This is a genomic window from Streptomyces swartbergensis (assembly GCF_002148965.1).
GTDB classification, from domain to species: Bacteria; Actinomycetota; Actinomycetes; order Streptomycetales; family Streptomycetaceae; genus Streptomyces; species Streptomyces swartbergensis.
Genome location: NZ_NGFN01000015.1, coordinates 35,858 through 54,178, shown reverse-complemented (window position 1 = coordinate 54,178; position 18,321 = coordinate 35,858). Strand labels below are relative to the sequence as shown.

Annotated in this window: 16 protein-coding genes and 3 pseudogenes; 11 read left to right on the top strand and 8 right to left on the bottom strand. The window is 71.6% G+C overall.

Going from position 1 to position 18,321, the window contains the following annotated elements; all coding sequences use genetic code 11:
• Positions 1-13: 13 nt before the first annotated feature.
• Positions 14-718, top strand: a complete 705-nt coding sequence (locus CA983_RS04740) for a class F sortase (protein WP_086599616.1) — start codon at positions 14-16, stop codon at positions 716-718.
• Here the strand turns inward: CA983_RS04740 and CA983_RS04735 are convergent.
• Positions 656-1,048: a winged helix-turn-helix transcriptional regulator gene (locus tag CA983_RS04735; protein WP_086599615.1), complete on the bottom strand. Its 393-nt coding sequence runs from the start codon at positions 1,046-1,048 to the stop codon at positions 656-658. The two genes, CA983_RS04740 and CA983_RS04735, sit on opposite strands and share 63 nt — an antisense overlap.
• A gap of 104 nt (positions 1,049-1,152) precedes the next feature.
• On the opposite strand from CA983_RS04735, the gene CA983_RS04730 reads away from it, so the two are divergent.
• The gene (locus CA983_RS04730) at positions 1,153-2,055 is read left to right on the top strand and encodes an NAD(P)-dependent oxidoreductase (RefSeq protein ID WP_086599614.1); all 903 of its coding nucleotides are present in this window, start codon (positions 1,153-1,155) and stop codon (positions 2,053-2,055) included.
• 10 nt (positions 2,056-2,065) lie between these two features.
• Here the strand turns inward: CA983_RS04730 and CA983_RS04725 are convergent, their stop codons facing one another.
• Positions 2,066-2,848: a sulfite exporter TauE/SafE family protein gene (locus tag CA983_RS04725; RefSeq protein ID WP_086599613.1), complete on the bottom strand. Its 783-nt coding sequence runs from the start codon at positions 2,846-2,848 to the stop codon at positions 2,066-2,068.
• Between the two features lie 204 nt (positions 2,849-3,052).
• On the opposite strand from CA983_RS04725, the gene CA983_RS04720 reads away from it, so the two are divergent.
• The 4 genes from CA983_RS04720 (at position 3,053) to CA983_RS04705 (ending at position 8,689) form a co-directional block, all read left to right on the top strand.
• A complete protein-coding gene (locus tag CA983_RS04720; RefSeq protein WP_086599612.1) occupies positions 3,053-4,270 on the top strand; it encodes an NAD(P)/FAD-dependent oxidoreductase in 1,218 nt (405 codons plus the stop codon).
• Positions 4,270-6,867, top strand: coding sequence for a nitrite reductase large subunit NirB (gene nirB, locus CA983_RS04715; protein ID WP_208636885.1), 2,598 nt, complete (start codon positions 4,270-4,272; stop codon positions 6,865-6,867). The genes CA983_RS04720 and nirB overlap by 1 nt, the downstream gene beginning before the upstream one ends.
• Complete coding sequence (nirD, locus tag CA983_RS04710; RefSeq protein WP_086599610.1) at positions 6,864-7,214, top strand: nitrite reductase small subunit NirD; 351 nt, start codon at positions 6,864-6,866, stop codon at positions 7,212-7,214. The genes nirB and nirD overlap by 4 nt, the downstream gene beginning before the upstream one ends.
• 341 nt (positions 7,215-7,555) lie before the next feature.
• Positions 7,556-8,689, top strand: coding sequence for a UDP-N-acetylglucosamine--N-acetylmuramyl-(pentapeptide) pyrophosphoryl-undecaprenol N-acetylglucosamine transferase (locus CA983_RS04705; RefSeq protein WP_208636884.1), 1,134 nt, complete (start codon positions 7,556-7,558; stop codon positions 8,687-8,689).
• Positions 8,690-9,087: 398 nt separating this feature from the next.
• Here the strand turns inward: CA983_RS04705 and CA983_RS04700 are convergent, their stop codons facing one another.
• Positions 9,088-9,573, bottom strand: coding sequence for a DUF6415 family natural product biosynthesis protein (locus CA983_RS04700; protein WP_086599608.1), 486 nt, complete (start codon positions 9,571-9,573; stop codon positions 9,088-9,090).
• A complete protein-coding gene (locus CA983_RS45735; protein ID WP_143645446.1) occupies positions 9,570-9,758 on the bottom strand; it encodes a hypothetical protein in 189 nt (62 codons plus the stop codon). Before CA983_RS45735 ends, CA983_RS04700 begins: the two co-directional genes overlap by 4 nt.
• Positions 9,759-10,066: 308 nt before the next feature.
• Here CA983_RS45735 and CA983_RS04690 point away from each other — a divergent pair, with 308 nt between their 5' ends.
• The 4 genes from CA983_RS04690 to CA983_RS04670 all read left to right on the top strand — a co-directional run bounded on the left by CA983_RS04690 (position 10,067) and on the right by CA983_RS04670 (position 13,768).
• Complete coding sequence (locus CA983_RS04690; protein ID WP_244206643.1) at positions 10,067-11,266, top strand: helix-turn-helix domain-containing protein; 1,200 nt, start codon at positions 10,067-10,069, stop codon at positions 11,264-11,266.
• The gene (locus CA983_RS04685; protein ID WP_086599606.1) at positions 11,244-11,687 is read left to right on the top strand and encodes a GNAT family N-acetyltransferase; all 444 of its coding nucleotides are present in this window, start codon (positions 11,244-11,246) and stop codon (positions 11,685-11,687) included. The genes CA983_RS04690 and CA983_RS04685 overlap by 23 nt, the downstream gene beginning before the upstream one ends.
• A gap of 170 nt (positions 11,688-11,857) precedes the next feature.
• Complete coding sequence (locus tag CA983_RS04675; RefSeq protein ID WP_086599605.1) at positions 11,858-12,703, top strand: maleylpyruvate isomerase family mycothiol-dependent enzyme; 846 nt, start codon at positions 11,858-11,860, stop codon at positions 12,701-12,703.
• Between the two features lie 126 nt (positions 12,704-12,829).
• Positions 12,830-13,768 (top strand): SMP-30/gluconolactonase/LRE family protein, encoded by a 939-nt coding sequence (locus tag CA983_RS04670; protein WP_086599604.1) that lies wholly within the window; start codon positions 12,830-12,832, stop codon positions 13,766-13,768.
• A 3-nt stretch (positions 13,769-13,771) separates the two neighbouring features.
• Here CA983_RS04670 and CA983_RS04665 read toward each other — a convergent pair whose 3' ends face one another.
• The 4 genes and pseudogenes from CA983_RS04665 to CA983_RS04655 form a co-directional block, all read right to left on the bottom strand.
• A complete protein-coding gene (locus tag CA983_RS04665; protein WP_086599603.1) occupies positions 13,772-14,698 on the bottom strand; it encodes an oxidoreductase in 927 nt (308 codons plus the stop codon).
• A 99-nt stretch (positions 14,699-14,797) separates the two neighbouring features.
• A pseudogene (locus CA983_RS04660) lies at positions 14,798-15,106 on the bottom strand (SulP family inorganic anion transporter); the annotation flags it as partial.
• A pseudogene (locus tag CA983_RS47605) lies at positions 15,101-15,187 on the bottom strand (carbonic anhydrase); the annotation flags it as partial. The pseudogenes CA983_RS47605 and CA983_RS04660, both read right to left, overlap by 6 nt.
• A 5-nt stretch (positions 15,188-15,192) precedes the next feature.
• Positions 15,193-16,822: pseudogene (locus CA983_RS04655) on the bottom strand (nuclease/transposase family protein).
• A gap of 324 nt (positions 16,823-17,146) precedes the next feature.
• Between CA983_RS04655 and CA983_RS04650 the strand changes: the two are divergent.
• On the top strand, positions 17,147-18,304 hold the full coding sequence (locus CA983_RS04650) for an alkaline phosphatase PhoX (RefSeq protein WP_086599602.1): 1,158 nt from the start codon (positions 17,147-17,149) through the stop codon (positions 18,302-18,304).
• Positions 18,305-18,321 lie beyond the last annotated feature (17 nt).

Genomic DNA, 18,321 nt, shown 5'->3' with positions numbered 1-18,321 from the left:
GGGAAGGGTCGGCATGCGCAGGTTCCCCAGGTACGGCAGCAGGTTCGGCAACCCGGCCAACGCCGCCATGGCGGCCGTCACGGTGTTCGCCCTGTGCTCCGGGGCCTGGCTGCTGCGCAACGGCACCGAGACGCACACCCCGCCGCAGCCCTCCGCCGCGCAGGCCCGCGCCGGGCAGGACGGGCAGGACGGCCGGGCGGGACACGACGGCCGGGCGGGACAGGACGGCCGCGCCGGTGAGCGGCCCGACGTGCCCGCGTTGCCGCCCTCGCCGCCCGACCGCATCCGCATCCCGGCGATCCGGGTGAACGCGCCGCTGACCGGGCTCGGCCTGACGAGGACCGGCCGTCTCGACGTACCGCCCGCCGAGCGGAAGAACCTCGCCGGCTGGTACCAGGCCGGCACCATCCCCGGTGAGCGGGGCACCGCGATCGTCGCCGGCCACGTCGACAACGCCGACGGCCCGGCCGTCTTCTACCGCCTCGGCTCTCTGACCAAGGGCCGCACGATCGAGGTGGACCGGTGGGACGGCAGCGTCGCGGTGTTCACCGTGGACGCCGTCGAGGTGTACGCGGCGAAGGACTTCCCCGACGACAAGGTCTACGGCGCCGCCCGCCGCCCCGAGCTGCGCGTCATCACCTGCGGCGGCGGGTACTCACGCGGCACCGGTTACCAGGGGAACGTCGTGGTCTTCGCGCACCTGACCGGCAGCCGGTGACCCTCCCAGGACGTTGGCCCTCCCCCAGGCCCCCAGCGGTTCCAGTGCCTCGTTGAGGGAGACGCCCCGGGGTGTCAGCGAGTACTCCACACGGGGCGGCACCTCGTCGTACGCCTCGCGGTGCACCAGTCCGTCGGCCTCCATCTCCCGCAGGTGCGAGGCGAGCACCTTCTCGGTGATCCCGGGCAGCTCGCGGCGCAGCTCGCCGAAGCGGCACGGCCGCTCGTGCAGCGCCCAGAGGATCAGCACCTTCCACTTGCCGCCGATCACGTCCATCGCCGCGTCGATCCCGCACACGTACGCCCCCGGCCGCCGTCCCGTCGTCCCCATGCCCGAGCCCTCCCCTTCTCCCGCCTGGACTCTTCCCCCGGGGTAACCACCCACTTCGAAGTACGTACTTGAGCGGGCGCTCCCCTGAGACGAGCCTAAACGCCATGACCGACAACGCAGTTGAGCCCCACACACCTCTCACTCTCCTCGGCACCGGCGACATGGGCACGGCCCTGGCCCGCGCCTGGCTCGCCGCCGGACACCCGGTGACCGTCTGGAACCGCACCGCCTCCCGCGCCGAACCCCTCGCCGCCGAGGGCGCCACCGTCGCCCGGACCGCCGCCGAGGCGGTGGCCGCGAACCGGCTCGTGGTCGCCTGCCTGCTCGACGACGCCTCCGTGGGCGAAGCCCTCCGCGAAGCCGATCTCGCGGGGCGGGACCTGGTGAACCTGACCACCGGCACCCCAGGCGAGGGCCGCAGCCGCGCCGCCTGGGCCGAAGCGCGCGGCGCCCGCTTCCTGGACGGCGGGATCATGGCCGTCCCGCCGATGATCGGAGCCCCGGAGTCCGGCGGGTACGTGTTCTACAGCGGCTCCCCCGAGCTGTTCGCCGAGCACCGGGACACCCTCGCCGTCCCGGCCGGCACCCGGTACGTCGGGGCCGACCCGGGCTTCGCCGCGCTGCACGACGTGGCCCTGCTCAGCGCGATGAACGGCATGTTCGCGGGTATCACGCACGCCTTCGCGCTGATCCGCGCGGAGGACATCGCCCCGAAGGACTTCGCGCCGCTGCTCGTGGACTGGCTGACCGCGATGGCCCCGGCCGCGCACCAGACCGCCGACCAGTTGGAGAGCGGCGACTACACCAAGGGCGTCGTCTCCAACCTCGCGATGCAGGCGGCGGGCATCCCCACGTTCCTGCGCACGGCCGAGGAACAGCGCGTCAGCCCCGAGCTGCTGTCGCCGTACCTGGAGCTGATGGAGAAGCGGGTGGCACAGGGGCACGGGGACGAGGACGGGACGGGGATGATCGAGCTGCTGGATCTGCGGACGGGGGCGTCCTCCTAGTACCGCGGCGCTAGGCCACCCACTGCTCGTACGCCATGTTCCCCACCAGCGCGAACACCACCGTCAGCAGCACGATCCGTACGAAGCCGCTGCCCTGCTTCAGGGCGGTGTGGGCGCCGAGGGTGCCGCCCGCCAGGTTGAACACGGCCATCAGGGCGGCCAGTTGCCACAGGACCGCGCCCTGCCAGGCGAAGGTCGCGAGGGCGCCCGCGTTGGTGCAGCAGTTGACGATCTTGGCGGTGGCGGAGGCCGTGACGAGGTCGAGGTGGAGCACGGCGGTCAGGGCGAGGACCAGGAAGGTGCCGGTCCCGGGGCCGATGAGACCGTCGTAGAAACCGATGCCGAGGCCCGCGAGGCCGATCGCCGCGAGGATCTGCCGTCGGGTGGCCGGGCCGGTCGCGGGGGCCGTGCCGAAGGCGGGCCGCAGGATCACGAACGCGGCGACCCCGAGCAGCACCACCATGATCACCGGCTTGAGGACGTCGGTGCTCATCCCGGCCGCGAAGAAGGCCCCGGCGGACGATCCGGCGAGCGCGGCCAGCCCGATGCGCACCGCCGTACGGACATCCACCGGGGCCTTGCGGGCGTACGTGACCGCCGCGCCCGTCGTACCCACGATGGCGACCGCCTTGTTGGTGCCCAGGGCGTGCGCGGCGGGCGTGTTCGCCGGCAGGCCGAGCAGCAGCACCGGCAGCAGCAGGAGCCCGCCGCCACCGACCACGGCGTCGATCCACCCGGCGGCGAGAGCCGCGAGGCAGAGCACGGCGATCATGGTCAGCGATATGTCGGRCATGATCGGGAGCCTATGCGACGGCCGTGGATGGCCGTGCGATGGCCGTGGATGGCCGTGCGACGCCTGTGCGAGGCTCCTCACAGCCCGCCGTCACCGCACCCCAGGAACCCTCACATCCGCCCCCGGCCCCCGCTGAGGGCAGCGTTCCCCGTGGGAAACAGTCGTGATGCTGCCGGGTAACACCGGCACCGCACGCTCGAGTACATGACCTCGAATGAGCGTGTGGTGGTGATCGGCACCGGCCTCGCGGGCGTACGGCTCGCCCGGCGGCTCGGTGAGCTCGGCACGCCCGCGTTGCTGATCGGCGAGGAGGAGCACCGCCCCTACAACCGGGTGCTGCTCGCCGAGGTGCTGGCCGGACGTTACAGCCCCGAGGTGATCGCCCTGCCCGCGCCCGCGCAGGCCACGCGCGGCCGGGTCGTCGGCATCGACCGCGACGGGCGGACCGTCGAGTGCGCCGACGGCACGGTGATCGCATACGACCGGCTCGTCCTCGCCACCGGATCCAACCCCGTCCTGCCGCCCCTGCGCGGCCTGTTCACCCCCGACCACGTGCTGCCGGAGGGCGTCCACGCCTTCCGGACCATGGACGACTGCCTGGGCCTGTCCAAGGCGGTCCGGCCGGGGGCTCGGACGGTCGTCATCGGCGGCGGGCTCCTCGGAGTCTCCGCGGCCCGCGCGCTCGCCCTGCGCGGCGCCCAGGTCGTCCTCGCCCAGCAGTCCGAGCGGCTGATGGAGCGCCAGCTCGACCCGGCCGCCTCCAAGCTCGTCAAGCGGCACCTGACCGACCTGGGCGTCGAGGTGCACACCGAGTGCCGGGTCCGGGACGTGCGCTGCGTCGGCGGCGCCGTCCGCTCCGTGGAGCTGGCCGACGGGTTCGCACTCGACGCCGACCTCGTCGTCGTGGCCTGCGGCGTCCGCCCCCGGGTGGGTCTCGCGCAGGCCGCCGGCCTCGACGTCGCCAAGGGCGTCGTCGTCGACGACGAGCTGCGCACCTCCGACCCCCACATCCACGCCATCGGGGACTGCGCCCAGCACGACGGCGTCCTCTACGGCCTCGCCGCTCCCGCACTCGAACAGGCCGACGCGCTCGCGGAGCTGCTCGCCGGCAACGCGGACGCCCGCTACACCGGCACCCGCTCCCTGACGCGACTCACCCTGAACGGGCACGACAGCCCCTTCGACCTCGCCGCGTTCGGCGAGACGGAGGCGCTCCCGGGCGACGACGTCGTCCAGCTCGCCGACGCCACCCGCGGCACCTACCGCAAGGTCGTCGTCCGCGACGACCGCCTGGTCGGCGGGGTCCTCGTCGGCGAACTCGGCACCGTCGGCGCGCTCGCCCGCGCCTGGGAGGGAGCAGAGCCGCTCCCGACTGACGGCGGCCCGCTGCTCCACCTGCTCACCAATGATGGAGGCTCCTGATGTCCACGGCCACCCCCACGATCGTGCTCGTCGGCCACGGCATGGTCGGCCAGCGCTTCCTCGAAGCGCTCGCCGAGCGCGGCCTGACCGCCACGCACCGCGTGGTCGTGCTCTGCGAGGAGCCGCGCCCGGCCTACGACCGCGTCCAGCTCACCTCGTACTTCTCGGGCAGGACGCCCGAGGACCTGTCCATGACGGACATGCGGTTCATCGAGGACCACGGCATCGAGCTGCGCGTCGGTGACCCGGCGGAGACGATCGACCGCGAGGCGCGCAGGGTGACCGCCCGCTCCGGTCTCGTCGTCGACTACGACGTGCTCGTCCTGGCCACCGGCTCGTACCCGTTCGTACCGCCGGTGCCGAACAAGGACGCCGAGGGCTGCTTCGTCTACCGCACGATCGAGGACCTCCTCGCGATCGAGGAGTACGCCAAGAACGCGACGACGGGTGCCGTGGTCGGCGGCGGTCTGCTCGGCCTGGAGGCCGCGGGCGCGCTGAAGGGTCTCGGACTCACCTCCCACATCGTGGAGTTCGCGCCCCGCCTGATGCCCGTCCAGGTCGACGAGGGCGGCGGCGCCGCCCTGCTGCGCACCATCGAGGAGATGGGCCTGAGCGTCCACACGGGCGTCGGCACGCAGGAGATCGTGGTCGGCGAGGACGGCGCCGTGACCGGCATGAAGCTGTCCGACGGCTCCGAACTGGCCACCGACCTGGTGGTGTTCTCCGCCGGTGTCCGCCCCCGCGACCAGCTCGCCCGCGACTGCGGCCTGACGGTCGGCGAGCGCGGCGGCATCGCGGTCGACGAGCAGTGCCGCACGGTGAACGACCCGCACGTGTTCGCGATCGGCGAGTGCGCGCTGGCCGCCGACGGCCGGGTGTACGGCCTGGTCGCGCCCGGTTACGAGCAGGCCGAGACCGCCGCCGCGACGATCGCCGCGGACGAGGCCGCCTTCACCGGCGCCGACCTGTCCACCAAGCTGAAGCTGCTCGGCGTGGACGTGGCGTCCTTCGGTGACGCGCACGGCACCGCCGAGGACTGCCTCGACGTCGTCTACTCCGACTCCCGCGCCGGCCTGTACAAGAAACTCGTCATCGGCCGCGACGGCACGCTGCTCGGCGGCATCCTGGTCGGCGACGCGGAGGCGTACGGCACGCTGAAGGCGTTCACCGGCTCCGTCCCGCCGGTCGCGCCCGAGTCGCTCGTCCTGCCGGCCGGTGCCGGTGAGTCCGTCCAGCTCGGCCCGTCCGCGCTGCCGGACGACGCGATCATCTGCTCCTGCCACAACGTCTCCAAGGGCACGATCCGCGGCGCGGTCACCGACCACCAGTGCACGACCGTGCCCGAGGTGAAGAAGTGCACCAAGGCCGGCACGGGCTGCGGCTCCTGCGTGAAGGTCCTCGGCCAGCTCGTCAACGCCGAGCTGGAGGCCGGCGGCATCGAGGTCGACAAGGGCCTGTGCGGCTGCTTCGGGCAGACCCGCGAGGAGCTGTACGAGATCGTCCTCGCCCTGCGCATCAACAGCTACCAGGACCTGCTGGACCGCTACGGCCGCGAGGAGGCCCGGGGCGGAGACGGCTGCGAGATCTGCAAGCCGACCGTCGGCTCGATCATCGCCTCCCTGGCCCCGGCGATCGGCGCGAGCGGCTACGTCCTGGACGGCGAGCAGGCCGCGCTGCAGGACACCAACGACCACTTCCTGGCCAACCTGCAGAAGAACGGCTCGTACTCGGTCGTCCCGCGCATCCCCGGTGGTGAGATCGCCCCGGAGAAGCTGATCGTGATCGGCGAGATCGCCCGCGACTTCGGCCTCTACACGAAGATCACCGGCGGCCAGCGGATCGACATGTTCGGCGCCCGCGTCGAGCAACTGCCCCTGATCTGGGCCCGTCTGGTCGACGCCGGCTTCGAGTCCGGCCACGCCTACGGCAAGTCGCTGCGCACGGTGAAGTCCTGTGTCGGCCAGACCTGGTGCCGCTACGGCGTCCAGGATTCGGTGAAGATGGCGATCGACCTGGAGCTGCGCTACCGGGGCCTGCGCTCCCCGCACAAGCTGAAGTCGGCGGTCTCCGGCTGCCAGCGCGAGTGCGCCGAGGCCCAGTCGAAGGACTTCGGCGTGATCGCCACCGCCAACGGCTGGAACCTCTACGTCGGCGGCAACGGCGGCGCCACGCCGCGCCACGCGGACCTGCTCGCGCAGGACCTGTCGGACGCCGAACTGGTCCGCCTGATCGACCGGTTCCTGATGTTCTACATCCGTACGGCCGACCGCCTGGAGCGCACCTCGACCTGGCTGGAGCGGATCCCCGGCGGCCTGGACCACGTACGGGACGTCGTCGTCCACGACTCGCTCGGCATCTGCGACGAGCTGGAGAAGCTGATGCAGGCGCACGTCGCGCACTACCGCGACGAATGGGCCGAGACCATCAACGACCCCGAGAAGCTGGCCCGGTTCGTGTCCTTCGTGAACGCGCCGGACACCCCGGACCCGGTCGTCGCCTTCGTGCCCGAGCGCGACCAGATGAAGCCCGACCTGCCGCTGCTGTCCATCGGTATGCGACCCGCCGAAGACGTACTGGAAGGAAGCGCCCAGCGATGACCCTGGCACCTGAGACCACCGACCTGAAGGTCCAGCTCGCCCTGGACGGCGACTGGTTCACGGTCTGCGACCTGAGCACGCTGCTCCCGGGCCGCGGGGTTGCGGCACTGCTGCCGGACGGCCGCCAGGCGGCGATCTTCCGCGACCGCTCCGGTGAGCTGTTCGCCATCGACAACCGCGACCCGTTCACCGGCGCGGCGGTCCTCTCCCGCGGCCTGACCGGCACCCACCAGGGTCGCCCGTTCGTCGCCTCGCCCCTGCTGAAGCAGCGCTTCGACCTGGCGTCCGGGCAGTGCCTGGACGACGAGGAGGTACAGGTGGCGACGTACAAGGTGCGCACCGCGTAGGAACGCGAACGCCCGGCTCGAAGCACCCCTCCCCGGAGGGGTGCTTCCGTTGTTTCCGTTGCCGCCTGGCAGGCTGGGACCATGGTTGCGCAGCCGAACGACAGGCCCGGCCTCTCCTGGCTCGGCCCCCCGATCGACGCCGCCGCCCTCGACACCCGCGTCTCCGTCCTCCTGGACTGACCCTGTCTGCAGGCCCCGAGGCGGCACCGCGTCGACGCCCCGCACCTGTGGCGTCCGCTACCGTACGAGGGAGCCCAACTCAGCCCTGACGGGAACCTCTTGTGAACAGTGCGCAGCCCTATGCCCCTGACGCTGGATCGCCTCGCTGCTTCCGCCTGGCGGTGACGGGTGGTGGGACAGGTGGCCACACGTACCCGGCCCTGACCGCGATCCGCGCCCTCCAGACCCGGCTGACCGCGTCCGGGCGGACGTTGGAGGTGCTGTGGATCGGCACGGAGGAGGGCCTCGAAGCGCGCGTCGCACCAGCCGAAGGCATCCCGTTCACAGCGGTCGCCACCGGCAAGATTCGCCGCTCCGGCAATCCGCTGAAGATGGCCTCGCCGGCGAACGTCAGGGACATGGCTCGGGTTCCGCTCGGGGTAGCTCAGGCCCGTAAGGCGATCGCCGGTTTCGTTCCGGACGTCGTGCTCGCCACCGGTGGCTACGTGGCGGTGCCGGCCGGGCTGGCGGCCCGCCTGTGCCGTCGGCCTCTGGTGCTGCACGAGCAGACGGTCCGGCTGGGGCTCGCGAACCGGAAGCTCGCGGGATCGGCCACCCGGATCGCCGTCTCTTCCGAGTCCACAATCCCGCTGCTGCCCGAAGAGGCACGGCGTATCGCTGTGGTCACCGGCAACCCGGTGCGGCCGGAGGTGCTGTCCGGGCACGCGGACAAGGCTGTTGAGGCGCTGGGTCTGTGGGGTTTCGACCGCCAACTGCCCACCGTGTACATCACCGGCGGCGCCCAGGGCTCGCAGCAGATCAACGAGGTCGCCGGGGAGGTCCTGCCGTGGCTGCTGGGCCACGCGAACGTCATCCATCAGTGCGGCCCCACCAATGTCGATGCCCTGCGTCAGCACGCCGCAGCACTCCCTGCGGACCTGGCGGCCCGCTACTACCTGACGGGCTTCGTTGGGCCGGAGCTGCCAGACGTACTCGCGCTGGCGGACGTGGTGATCTCCCGTAGCGGGGCGGGCACGCTCGCCGAGCTGACGGCGCTGGGCAAGGCCGCGGTGTTCATCCCGCTCGCGTCATCGGCGGGCAACGAGCAGGCCCACAACGCGCGTCATCTGCACGACGCGGGCGCCGCGGTGGCGCTGTTGGGAGAGGTCACCGGGACGACGCTGCGGAATGCTGTGGGCCCGCTGCTCATGGAGCCCGCCAGCCGGGCGGGGATCGCGCAGCGGGCCCGCGCATACGGAAAGCCGGACGCTGCCGACAGGCTCGTCGACGTGCTCCTGTCCGCAGTGTCCGGCTGACCAGCCGAGGTACTTCAGCGCCTCCTCGACGATCCGTTCAGCGGCGCTCTGCTCCATGCCCTCGTTGTCGCCGAGCACAGTGGCGACGACGTGGCTGAACTCCTCGTCGTCGACGAGAGAGCGTGCTGCCGCCTCGGCTCGTAACGTCCCTGCCTGCATGTGGCCTCCGATTAGCGTTGGGTGGACGCCTCGACGGGCTTGTTCGGTGGTGCGCCTGTCGAGGACTGGGCGCCCCGCCCCGTCCGATCGCCCCCTCCAGGGTTTCTGGGAGAAGGGGCGGGAGTCTGGGACCCGTCCCACCGGAGGCTTGCGGTCCTCCGACGGGACGGGCGCTGTGGTGCGACCCTGACCTGCGGTCGCCGTGGGCGACGTTCATGCCGGGGCAGGGCAGCCGCTCGTCAGCGGCGGCGCGATGCGCACTCGGGGTGGATCCGCCCCGACCGGGCGGCCCCGCAGGAAGGACTGGCGTCGTCGTGCCGCACGGACTCCTCACCGGCCTCGATCACCCGGTCGCAGACCACGCACATGGTGATGCCGGTGAGGTGGTCGTGGTGGTCGGCCAGGGACAGGACCGATCGGGCCAGCCGTTGCACGCGCTCAACTTCGCCTTGCAGGCCTGCGGCTTCTGGTTCGTTCATGCGGATCTGAGCCTCGTTGACCGCGGCGAGCGCCACATTCGCCGGCACGTCGTCCTTGGGACGCTCGGAGGCGAGTCGCTCAACCTGCGCGATCAGGTGCTCCAGGAAGCCGTGGCAGTCCTGGCCCATGAGTTTTGTCGTCTGGTGACGCGGCAGCGTGCGCTGGTCCAGGAACCAGCCGGCCTGAGCACGCATCGCGGTGATGCTCGGAACAGGCACTTCGGTCTCGGAGTGGGTGGCGTTCATCGCGCGTCCCCCCAGGAGCCTGCCTGGGCGCCCGCGTATACGCCCTCACCCAGGCGCGCCACGTAGGGCCGGACCAGGACGCCCGTGTCCTCCCACAGTGGCGGCACCTGCCGTTCCCGGTGGTGACTGCGGGCGGCCATGAGCCGCGCGCCCCAGACCTCAGGCGACGGCTGGTGAGAGGGCATGGGGAGCACCGCGCGCGGCGTAGAGGTGCGGCGGTGCCGGCCGGGGGTGCGGGGCCCGAACAGCACCGCTCTCACCCATTCGAATGCCTGTGATAGGAAGACCACTGTCGACGCTCCTTTACAGCGTTGGCCACTCCCGGGGCCGTTCGCGCGGTCGCCGGGTTCGACTTCGGGCCATGTCCATTTCGCTGACGACGCCAGCGCTTGTGAGTAGCGTTTCCTGTGCGGACCGTACGGCGCAGCAGTTTCGTGTCCGCTCCAGTCCGCACGGCTGCGGACGCCGCGGACAGCGCGGACAAGGGGACCTGATGCAGAACGAGACCTTCGGCCAAGCCCTACGGCGCCTCCGTGGCAACCGATCGGTACGCGACGTTGCCCAACTGGCCAGCTGCGGGAAGAGCTATGTCTCGGACCTCGAAAACGGCAAGCGTCAGCCCACGGAGGACATCGCCGTCGCCCTGGACCGCGCACTCGGAGCCGACGGGGAACTGATCGCTCTCGCTGAGCGCCGACCGGGCGCCAGCGTCATGGAACAAGCCGACGCGCTCCAGCGCGGCCTCACCGAGTCCCTCGCCGCCGGACCTGTGACCGATGCGAGCCTCGACGAGTGGGAGTACACGGTCGCGCGCCACGGCCGGGCCACTCGCTATCGGCCCGAGGGGGAGCTGCTGGGCGAACTCGTCGCTGATTTCCAGGACTTACGCCTACTCCTCATGCACCGCCACCAGCCAGCCGTACACAAGAAGCTCACCACCACGGCCGCCCGGCTGGCTGGGCTGATGGCTCTCACACTCCTCAAGCTGGGCGATGACCGGTCCCAGTTGTGGTGGCGCACTGGGCGCGCAGCGGCAGCCGCCGCCGAGGACAGGGCCACCCTCTCGTGGATCTACGCGCAAGAGGCCTACCAGCGCTACTACAGTGGGGATCTCTTCGGTGCCGTCGAACTCGCCTCGCGGGCCCAGCATCTCGCCGGAGGCCTGCCCTGCGTCGGACCCGCCCTGGCCGCTCCCCTGGAAGCACGCGCTCACGCACAGCTGGGAGCCCGTGAGCAGAGCGTCGAAGCACTCGATGCCGCTGAAGCCGCCCTTCGCCGCCTCCCCGAGGAAGAACAGATCGGATCGGCGTTCGGCTACAGCGAGAGCCAACTGCGTTTCCACTCCGGGAACGCGTGGACCCACCTGGGCGAGACGCGCCTCGCTGCTGCGGAGCATGACCGTGCCCTGGAGCTGTACCCGGCGTCAGACCGTACAGACCGCGCGCTCGTCAGCTTGGATCAGGCCATGTGCCTCGCACTGGACGGCGATCTGGCCGGGGCAGCGGTCCGGGCAACGCAGGCCATCCTCGACCTTCCGGAACAGCACCGCTCTTCGCTGATCATCTACCGGGCCCGGGACGTTGCAGCTAATGTTCCCGAGGCACGAGCGGTATCAGAAGTGCGGGTTCTGCATGAGGTGTTGGCACTGCCCGCCGGTGAGAGGGGCAGGAGTGAAGATCGAGAAGGCAACTGAGGCGGACGTCGACGTTCTGTCTCAGATGCTCGGCGAAGTCGAGGCCCACTACGGCGGACCGGATACTCAAGCCGATCCGGAACAGATCCGCGCAGCCCTCTTCGGCTCCCAGCCAGTCGCGACCGTTCTCATTGCCCGCGCCGACGACGATGTGCTGGGCTTCGCCTCGTACAGCTTCCTGTGGCCTGCGGCCGGCGCCGACACCTCCATCTACTTGAAGGAGCTGTTCGTCCGGGAGCCGTATCGGCGCGGCGGTGTCGCGGGGCAGCTCATGGAAGCCGTACGGGAAGCTGGCCGGGCTGCGGGCTGCTCGCGTCTGGAGTGGACAGCGGACGTCGACAATCCGCTGGCGCTCGACTTCTACAAGGCGCTGGGGGTCCAGCCTCATGAAGGCAAGGTCTTCTACCGCTCGACGCTGTGACAATCATCGAGTCAGCCGGATGCCGCGCGCGCGGCCGGGCTCGCGGACGATAGCGCCCTTCTCGGCCAACCGCTCAGCGTACGAAGACGCCAACCGCACCCTCCTGGAGCGCGCCGAAGGTCTCGTTGTGGTCTGGAACGGCGAGCACCCGAGCGGCAAGGGCTGAGGCCATGGTTGCGCAGCCGAACGACAGGCCCGGCCTCTCCTGGCTCGGCCCCCCGATCGACGCCCGCCCGCTGTTCGGGCCGGAACTCGAAGCGCTGCTGGGGCTGTTGCGGGGTCTGCGGCCCGGTCAGTGGAGCGAGACGGCCGTGCCGGGCTGGACCGTGCACGACGTCGCCGTACACGTCCTCGGGGACTACCGCGCCCGCCTCGGCCGCCGGGAGTTCGGCGCCTTCGCGCCGGGAGAGACCCTGGAGGCGTTCATCCACCGCGCCAACCAGGAATGGGTCGACCTCCACCGGGACATGGACCCGGCCTCGCTCGTCGACGCCCTGGGAGAGGCCGTCGGCGAACTGGCCCACCGCTTCGCGCACGCCGACCTGGACGCGCCGTCCCTGGGCGTGTCCTGGGCCGGGGTGGACCCGGCGCCGATGTGGCTGGACTGCGCCCGGGAGTTCACCGAGTACTGGGCGCACCGCCAGCAGATCCGGCACGCGGCCGGGCTGGGCACCGACCCCGAGCCGAGGGCCCTGTCCATGGTCCTGGACACCTTCATGCGGGCCCTGCCCCACACGCTGCGGGACACCGCCGCGCCGGCCGGCACGCGGGTGGCGCTGACGGTCACCGGCCCGGGAGGGGGCACCTGGACCGTGACCGCCGGGCCGGAGGGCTGGTCCCTGGCGCAGGATCCCGACGGTCGGCCGGCGGCAGCCACCGTGGAGCTGGACACGGAGACCGCCTGGCGGCTGTGCACGCGGGGTGTCCAGCCGGCCGACGCTCTCGCCCGGGCGCGGGCCGAGGGGGACCGGCGGATCGCCGAGGCGGCGTGCCGGATCGTGTCGATCGTCTACTGAGCGACTGATCAACGGCCGTTCCGGGCTGTCGAGTTGCTGTCGACTTCACCGACTCGCCTGCCGTGCCGGGGGTACTTCGCGTTTCATCGAGTCACACCCCCACCTTCCTTCCACGGAGGCCCCACCATGACTCGGAACCACCCCCAGCCGTCCCGGCGGACCGTGCTCGGCGGGGCGGTCGCGGCGCTCGCGGTGGCCGCCGGCACCGGCACGGCGCAGGCCGCTCCCGGGAGCGGCTGGCCGACCGAGTTCCCGCTGCCCGACGGCTGGCTCCCCGAGGGGATCACCATAGGCAGCAGGCCGTACGCGTACATGGGCTCGCGCGCCGACGGCGGGATCTACCGCACCGACCTGCGCACCGGCAAGGGCGGGGTCCTGCACGAGGGCGCCGCCGGTCTCGCGTCCATCGGCCTGAAGCTGGACCGGGACGGCCTGCTGTACGTGGCCGGCGGCGCCGGAGGCACCGCGAGGATCGTCGACGCGCGCACCGGTGAGCTGCTCACCACCTACCAACTCACCCGGGACGCCGCCCCGTTCATCAACGACGTCGTCCTGCACGAGGACCGCGCCTGGTTCACCGACTCCCGTGCCGCGGTCCTCCACGGCGTCCCGCGCGGCCGGCGGGGCGAGGTCCGCGCCCTGCCGCTGACCGGGGAGTGGGTGCAGGCGCCCGCCGGGACCAACAGCGCCAACGGCCTGGTCGCCTCCCCCGACGGCCGCGGCCTGATCGTCGTCAACGCGGGTCAGCTCTACACCGTGGACCTCAGGTCCGGCCACGCCACCAAGGTGACGCTGAACGGCGCGACGGACGTGGCGGGCGGCGACGGCCTGGTCCGTCTCGGCCGCACCCTGTACGTCGTCCAGAACCGCCTCAACAAGATCACCGTCTGGGACCTCGACCGGAAGGCCACCACCGCCACACTGACCAGGACGATCACCGACCCCCGCTTCGACGTCCCCACCACCGCCGCCCGCTACGGCGACCGCCTCTACCTGGTCAACGCGCGCTTCACCAGCCCTCAGACGCCGGAGACGACGTTCAACGCGGTGGCCGTCTCCCTGTGAGCGTCATACCTTAAGGGCGCCGTACGTCACCCCGGCGAGCTCCTCGGACGCGGCCCACAGCCGCTGCCCCGCCGCGTCGTTGAGGGTCCAGGGCGCCCGCCAGGACGGTGCGGGCGCCCCGCGCCACATGGCGATGTGCGGGCCGGTGAAGGAGTCGGGCCGTACGCCGGGTTCTGTCGCGGCGTACAGGATCGGCAGCGCGCCCGCCTCGGCCGGCTGCGCGATGACCCGGTTCGCGATCCGCACGAGCCGCTCGGCGGCCGGGCGCCCCTCGGCGAGCGGCCCGGTGCTCTGGAGGTTGGTGGCCGCGTACCCGGGGTGGGCGGCGGCCGCCACCAGGTCCGTGCCGTGCGCCGCCGCCCGGCGTGCCAGCTCGTGCGTGAACAGCAGGTTGGCCGTCTTGGAACGGGCGTAGGCGATCCAGCGCCGGTAGCGCCGCTCGCTGTTGAGGTCGTTGATGTCGATGTTGGCGAGGGCGTGCATCCCGCTGGAGACGACCACGACCCGGGCCCCCGGCGCCGCCAGCAGCGCGGGCAACAGCAGGCCGGTGAGCGCGAAGTGCCCCAGGTGGTTGACCCCGAACTGCGTCTCGAAACCATCCGCCGTCGTCGCGTACGGCAGCGCCATCACCCCGGCGTTGTCGACGAGCACGTCCAGCCGCTCGTACGGGAAACCGGTCGCGAACTCGCGTATGGAGGCGAGGTCCCCGAGGTCGAGCCGGCCCAGCTCGACCCGGGCCTGCGGCAGTTCCGCACGGAGCCGGTCCACGGCCGCCTTGCCCCGGGCCTCGCTGCGGCACGCGAGCACCACCCGCGCGCCCTTGCGGGCCAGTTCCCGTGCCGTGACGAACCCGATCCCGCTGTTGGCGCCGGTGACGACGGCGACGCGGCCGCTCTGGTCCGGGATGTCCTGTGTGTTCCAGCCTGGCATGGCAGGCTCCCTCCGTCGGTGGCCGCGATCCAGCCTACGAGGGGCCGCGCCGCCTGCGGCGAGGAGGGCCCGGGCAACCCGGCCCTCCCATGGCCACTGTCAGCCCACCGGGCTCGACCGCCGGTCGTCCGGGAGGGGCCGGGTGTCGAGGTAGAACCACTCGGCGTCGGCGGTGGGCCAAGGGGAGGGTTCCCGCACCGGTTCGTCCCACGGTTCCTCGGCCGTGGCCGTGACAGGCCGTTTGGGCAGCGGTGCCTGGGCTTCTCCTCCCGCGGGCGCCGCGGCCCGGTCACCGGCCGGCTTCGCCTCCCCTGGCATCAGCAGCTCCACCCGCAGCCCCAGTCCCCGCTGCTGAGCGGTGAACTCCTCGACCTGGTTGCGGCAGGCGTGGTCCAGGTGGGTCACGCCGGGCGGGGCGGACAGGTCGTCGCCGGACTTCAGCGCGCCCATCCAGCCGCAGTGTGTGCCGCACACCACGATGTCCTGAACCGTTCCTAGAGACTGAGCGGGAGTGAGTCCTGGTGCCAGGACTCGTGCTCAGCCGCGTGCCCCGAACGGTTGTGGGCACGCTGGTCTCCCGCTTTCGCTCCACATCCGGCGCCGACGGATCGTGTCCGTTGGTCCGGGAATGCGGGGGCGGGTTTCCTCACGCCCTGGAATGCCCGGTCGAGCCTGGACGGTCCGATGCCCCACCGCATCGCTCCGGTGCTGTGGGGGCGGTGCCGTCCGTCGCCGGATCGGGTATCCCAGGGCGCGTCGTCCGATCGCCACGGCGGCCGCGTCGTGGCGGGTGGTCTTGCGGGTGGGAGTGGCCAGGGGCCGCTGCCAGTGCTGGGCACCCCAGCGGGAGGTATAGGCGGGATCTACAGCGACGATGGTGATGCCGAGCTCTGTAGCCATGGACACAAGCCTGCCGCGCAGTCTGGCAGTGGGCATGCCGGAGATGAGTTTGCGGAACCGCTTGCGCCGCCCGTGCTTCTCCCGGGTCTTGTCCGCGGCGAAGTCCAGGTCCTCGATCGCGAGGGCCAGGTTGTGGCGCGTGGCCCAGTGCAACAGGCGGGTCAGGGCATGCCGAACCTGCGCATCCCGATGGTGGGCGGGACCGGTCAGGTCGTCGTCGAACCTGCGCGGCTGGCCGACCGGGTTGCCGTGCTCGTCGAGGCGCCAGGCGGCCAGGTGGTCGGCGTTCATGTCCACGCCGATCAGCCCGCGGCCCCTGGCTGCTTCCAGAGGCACGGTCCGCACGGGCGGGATCTGCCAGGAGGCGGTCAGGTACCAGCGGTCACGGCGTGCGTCGTAGTCGATGCGGTAGGCCACGGCACGGTTTGCGGTGATGCGGTCGGCCCACTGTTCGCCCCGGTGCCGGAAGCCGGTCCGGCAGGCCAATACGTACCGGCCGTGGGGGGCGTTCGCCAGGCGGGCGAGCGGCGCCGGAAGTTTGATGCTCACCTCGCCGTCCGGGGTAACGCGGATCGTCTCGTTGCCATACCGCTTCCCGGACTCGCCGTCGGCTTGGATGAACCAGCGTTCGGCCTCCCACTGGCGTCGCCACTGCGCCTCGGTCACCTGGGCGGCTTCCAGGTGGTGCCGCGTACGCAGCAGCTTCTTGCCGCCACGCGCCACACGCACGCGTCCGGCGTCGAAGTCCGCCCGCTCACACTCCAGCCGGTCTTCCAGCACGTGCAGGCGCCGGGACTTGGCAAACCACTCCTGTTTCGAGCGGTAGCCGCCCGGTTGGCCTTTGGAGCCTTTCGCCCCGATGGGCAGCGAGAGCCGGTGCGCGATGGTGGTGACGCCCGCTTGGAGGGTGTGGATGTGGGCGAGCTGTGCGCGCCGGGCCAGCGCCCATTGGTCATGCGTGGCTTTCGTGATGCTGCCGCCCCAGCGGGAGGAGCACTGCCCGGTCAAGGCACGCTTGCGCTGTGCCCACTGGTCGCTGTCATGATTGAGTCCGGCCGCACAGCGGGCCCTCAGGTCACGGGAGGCCAGGGAGCCGAGCAGGTCTCCGACCAGGCGCAGGACCTCCTTGTCCTGCACGGTCAGCCCCTTGAGGCCGCCGCGGACCGCCACCCCGGACGGACCGGACACCACGAACGGCGCGGCCACTTCACGCAGCCCGCTCATTCCCCACCCCCGCCGGTCTCGAAGATGCCATCACCACGCCCAACGACCCGGCCCACACAAAGGTCACGCATTCGAAGTAAGAACTCCCGTTCCCCCAAGGCTCCCGTCGCGGCAGAGACGCTCACTCACGTGAGCCCGCGAACGGCAAAGCGAGGCCCTCGGGCGCCTGAAAGGCCCCACAGGCGGCACACAGCACGCCGTCCCACGGCCACGAGTTGTCCATGCCCCGTCAACCCTGCCCGCTTAGCGTCCCTCCCGCCTCCCCCCACGCACAACCCTGCCGTCGACCGGCGGCAGGGCGGTACGGCACCTCTTGGAGTGAGAGTGGAACGTCGTAGCCTCCTGCGTGCGGCCGTCCTCGGCGGCACCTCGGCCGCCCTGGGCGGAACCCTGTGGCTCGGCGCCGCGTACGCGGCGCCGGCCCAGCCCGGCACCGGCCCCTACGGGCCGCTGGGCTCCCCGGACGCCAACGGCATCAGACTCCCCAGCGGATTCACCAGCAGGGTGATCGCCAGGTCGGGCCAGCGGGTCGGGACCACGTCGTACACCTGGCACAACGCCCCGGACGGCGGCGCCTGTTACGCCGACGGTACGGGCTGGATCTATGTCTCCAACTCCGAGATCAACCCGTCGGGCGGCGCGAGCGCGGTGAGGTTCTCCTCGACCGGCGCGATCACCGGCGCGTACCGCATCCTGTCCAGCACCCGCCAGAACTGCGCCGGCGGCAAGACGCCGTGGAACACCTGGCTGTCCTGCGAGGAGGTGGACCGGGGCTACGTCTACGAGACCGACCCCTGGGGCACGAAGGCGGCGGTGCGCCGCGACGCCATGGGCCGCTTCAAGCACGAGGCCGCTGCGGCCGACCCGGTCCGCCAGGTCATCTACCTGACGGAGGACGTCACCGACGGCTGCTTCTACCGCTTCCGCCCGACGACCTGGGGCGACCTGTCCTCCGGCACGCTGGAGGTCCTGGTGGCCGGCAGCGGCACCAGCGGCCCGGTCACCTGGGCCCGGGTCCCCGACCCCTCCGGCGCGACCGCCACCCGCGGCCAGGTCTCCGGCGCCAAGCGCTTCAACGGCGGCGAGGGCTGCTACTACGCGAACGACACCTGCTGGTTCACCACGAAGGGCGACAACCGCGTCTGGCAGTACAACGCCGCCGCCCAGACCATCGAACTCGCCTACGACGACTCCCTGGTCACCGGCGGCACGGCCCCCCTCACCGGCGTCGACAACGTCACCGGCTCCGCCTCCGGCGACCTCTTCGTCGCCGAGGACGGCGGCACCATGGAGATCTGTGTCATCACCCCCGCCGACGTGGTCGCCCCGTTCCTCCGCGTCGACGGCCAGTCCGGCTCGGAGATCACGGGCCCGGCCTTCTCCCCGGACGGCACCCGCCTGTACTTCTCCAGCCAGCGCGGCACCAGCGGCAGCTCCTCGGGCGGCATCACCTACGAGGTGAAGGGCCCGTTCCGCGCGTAGCCGCACCACCCACCTTC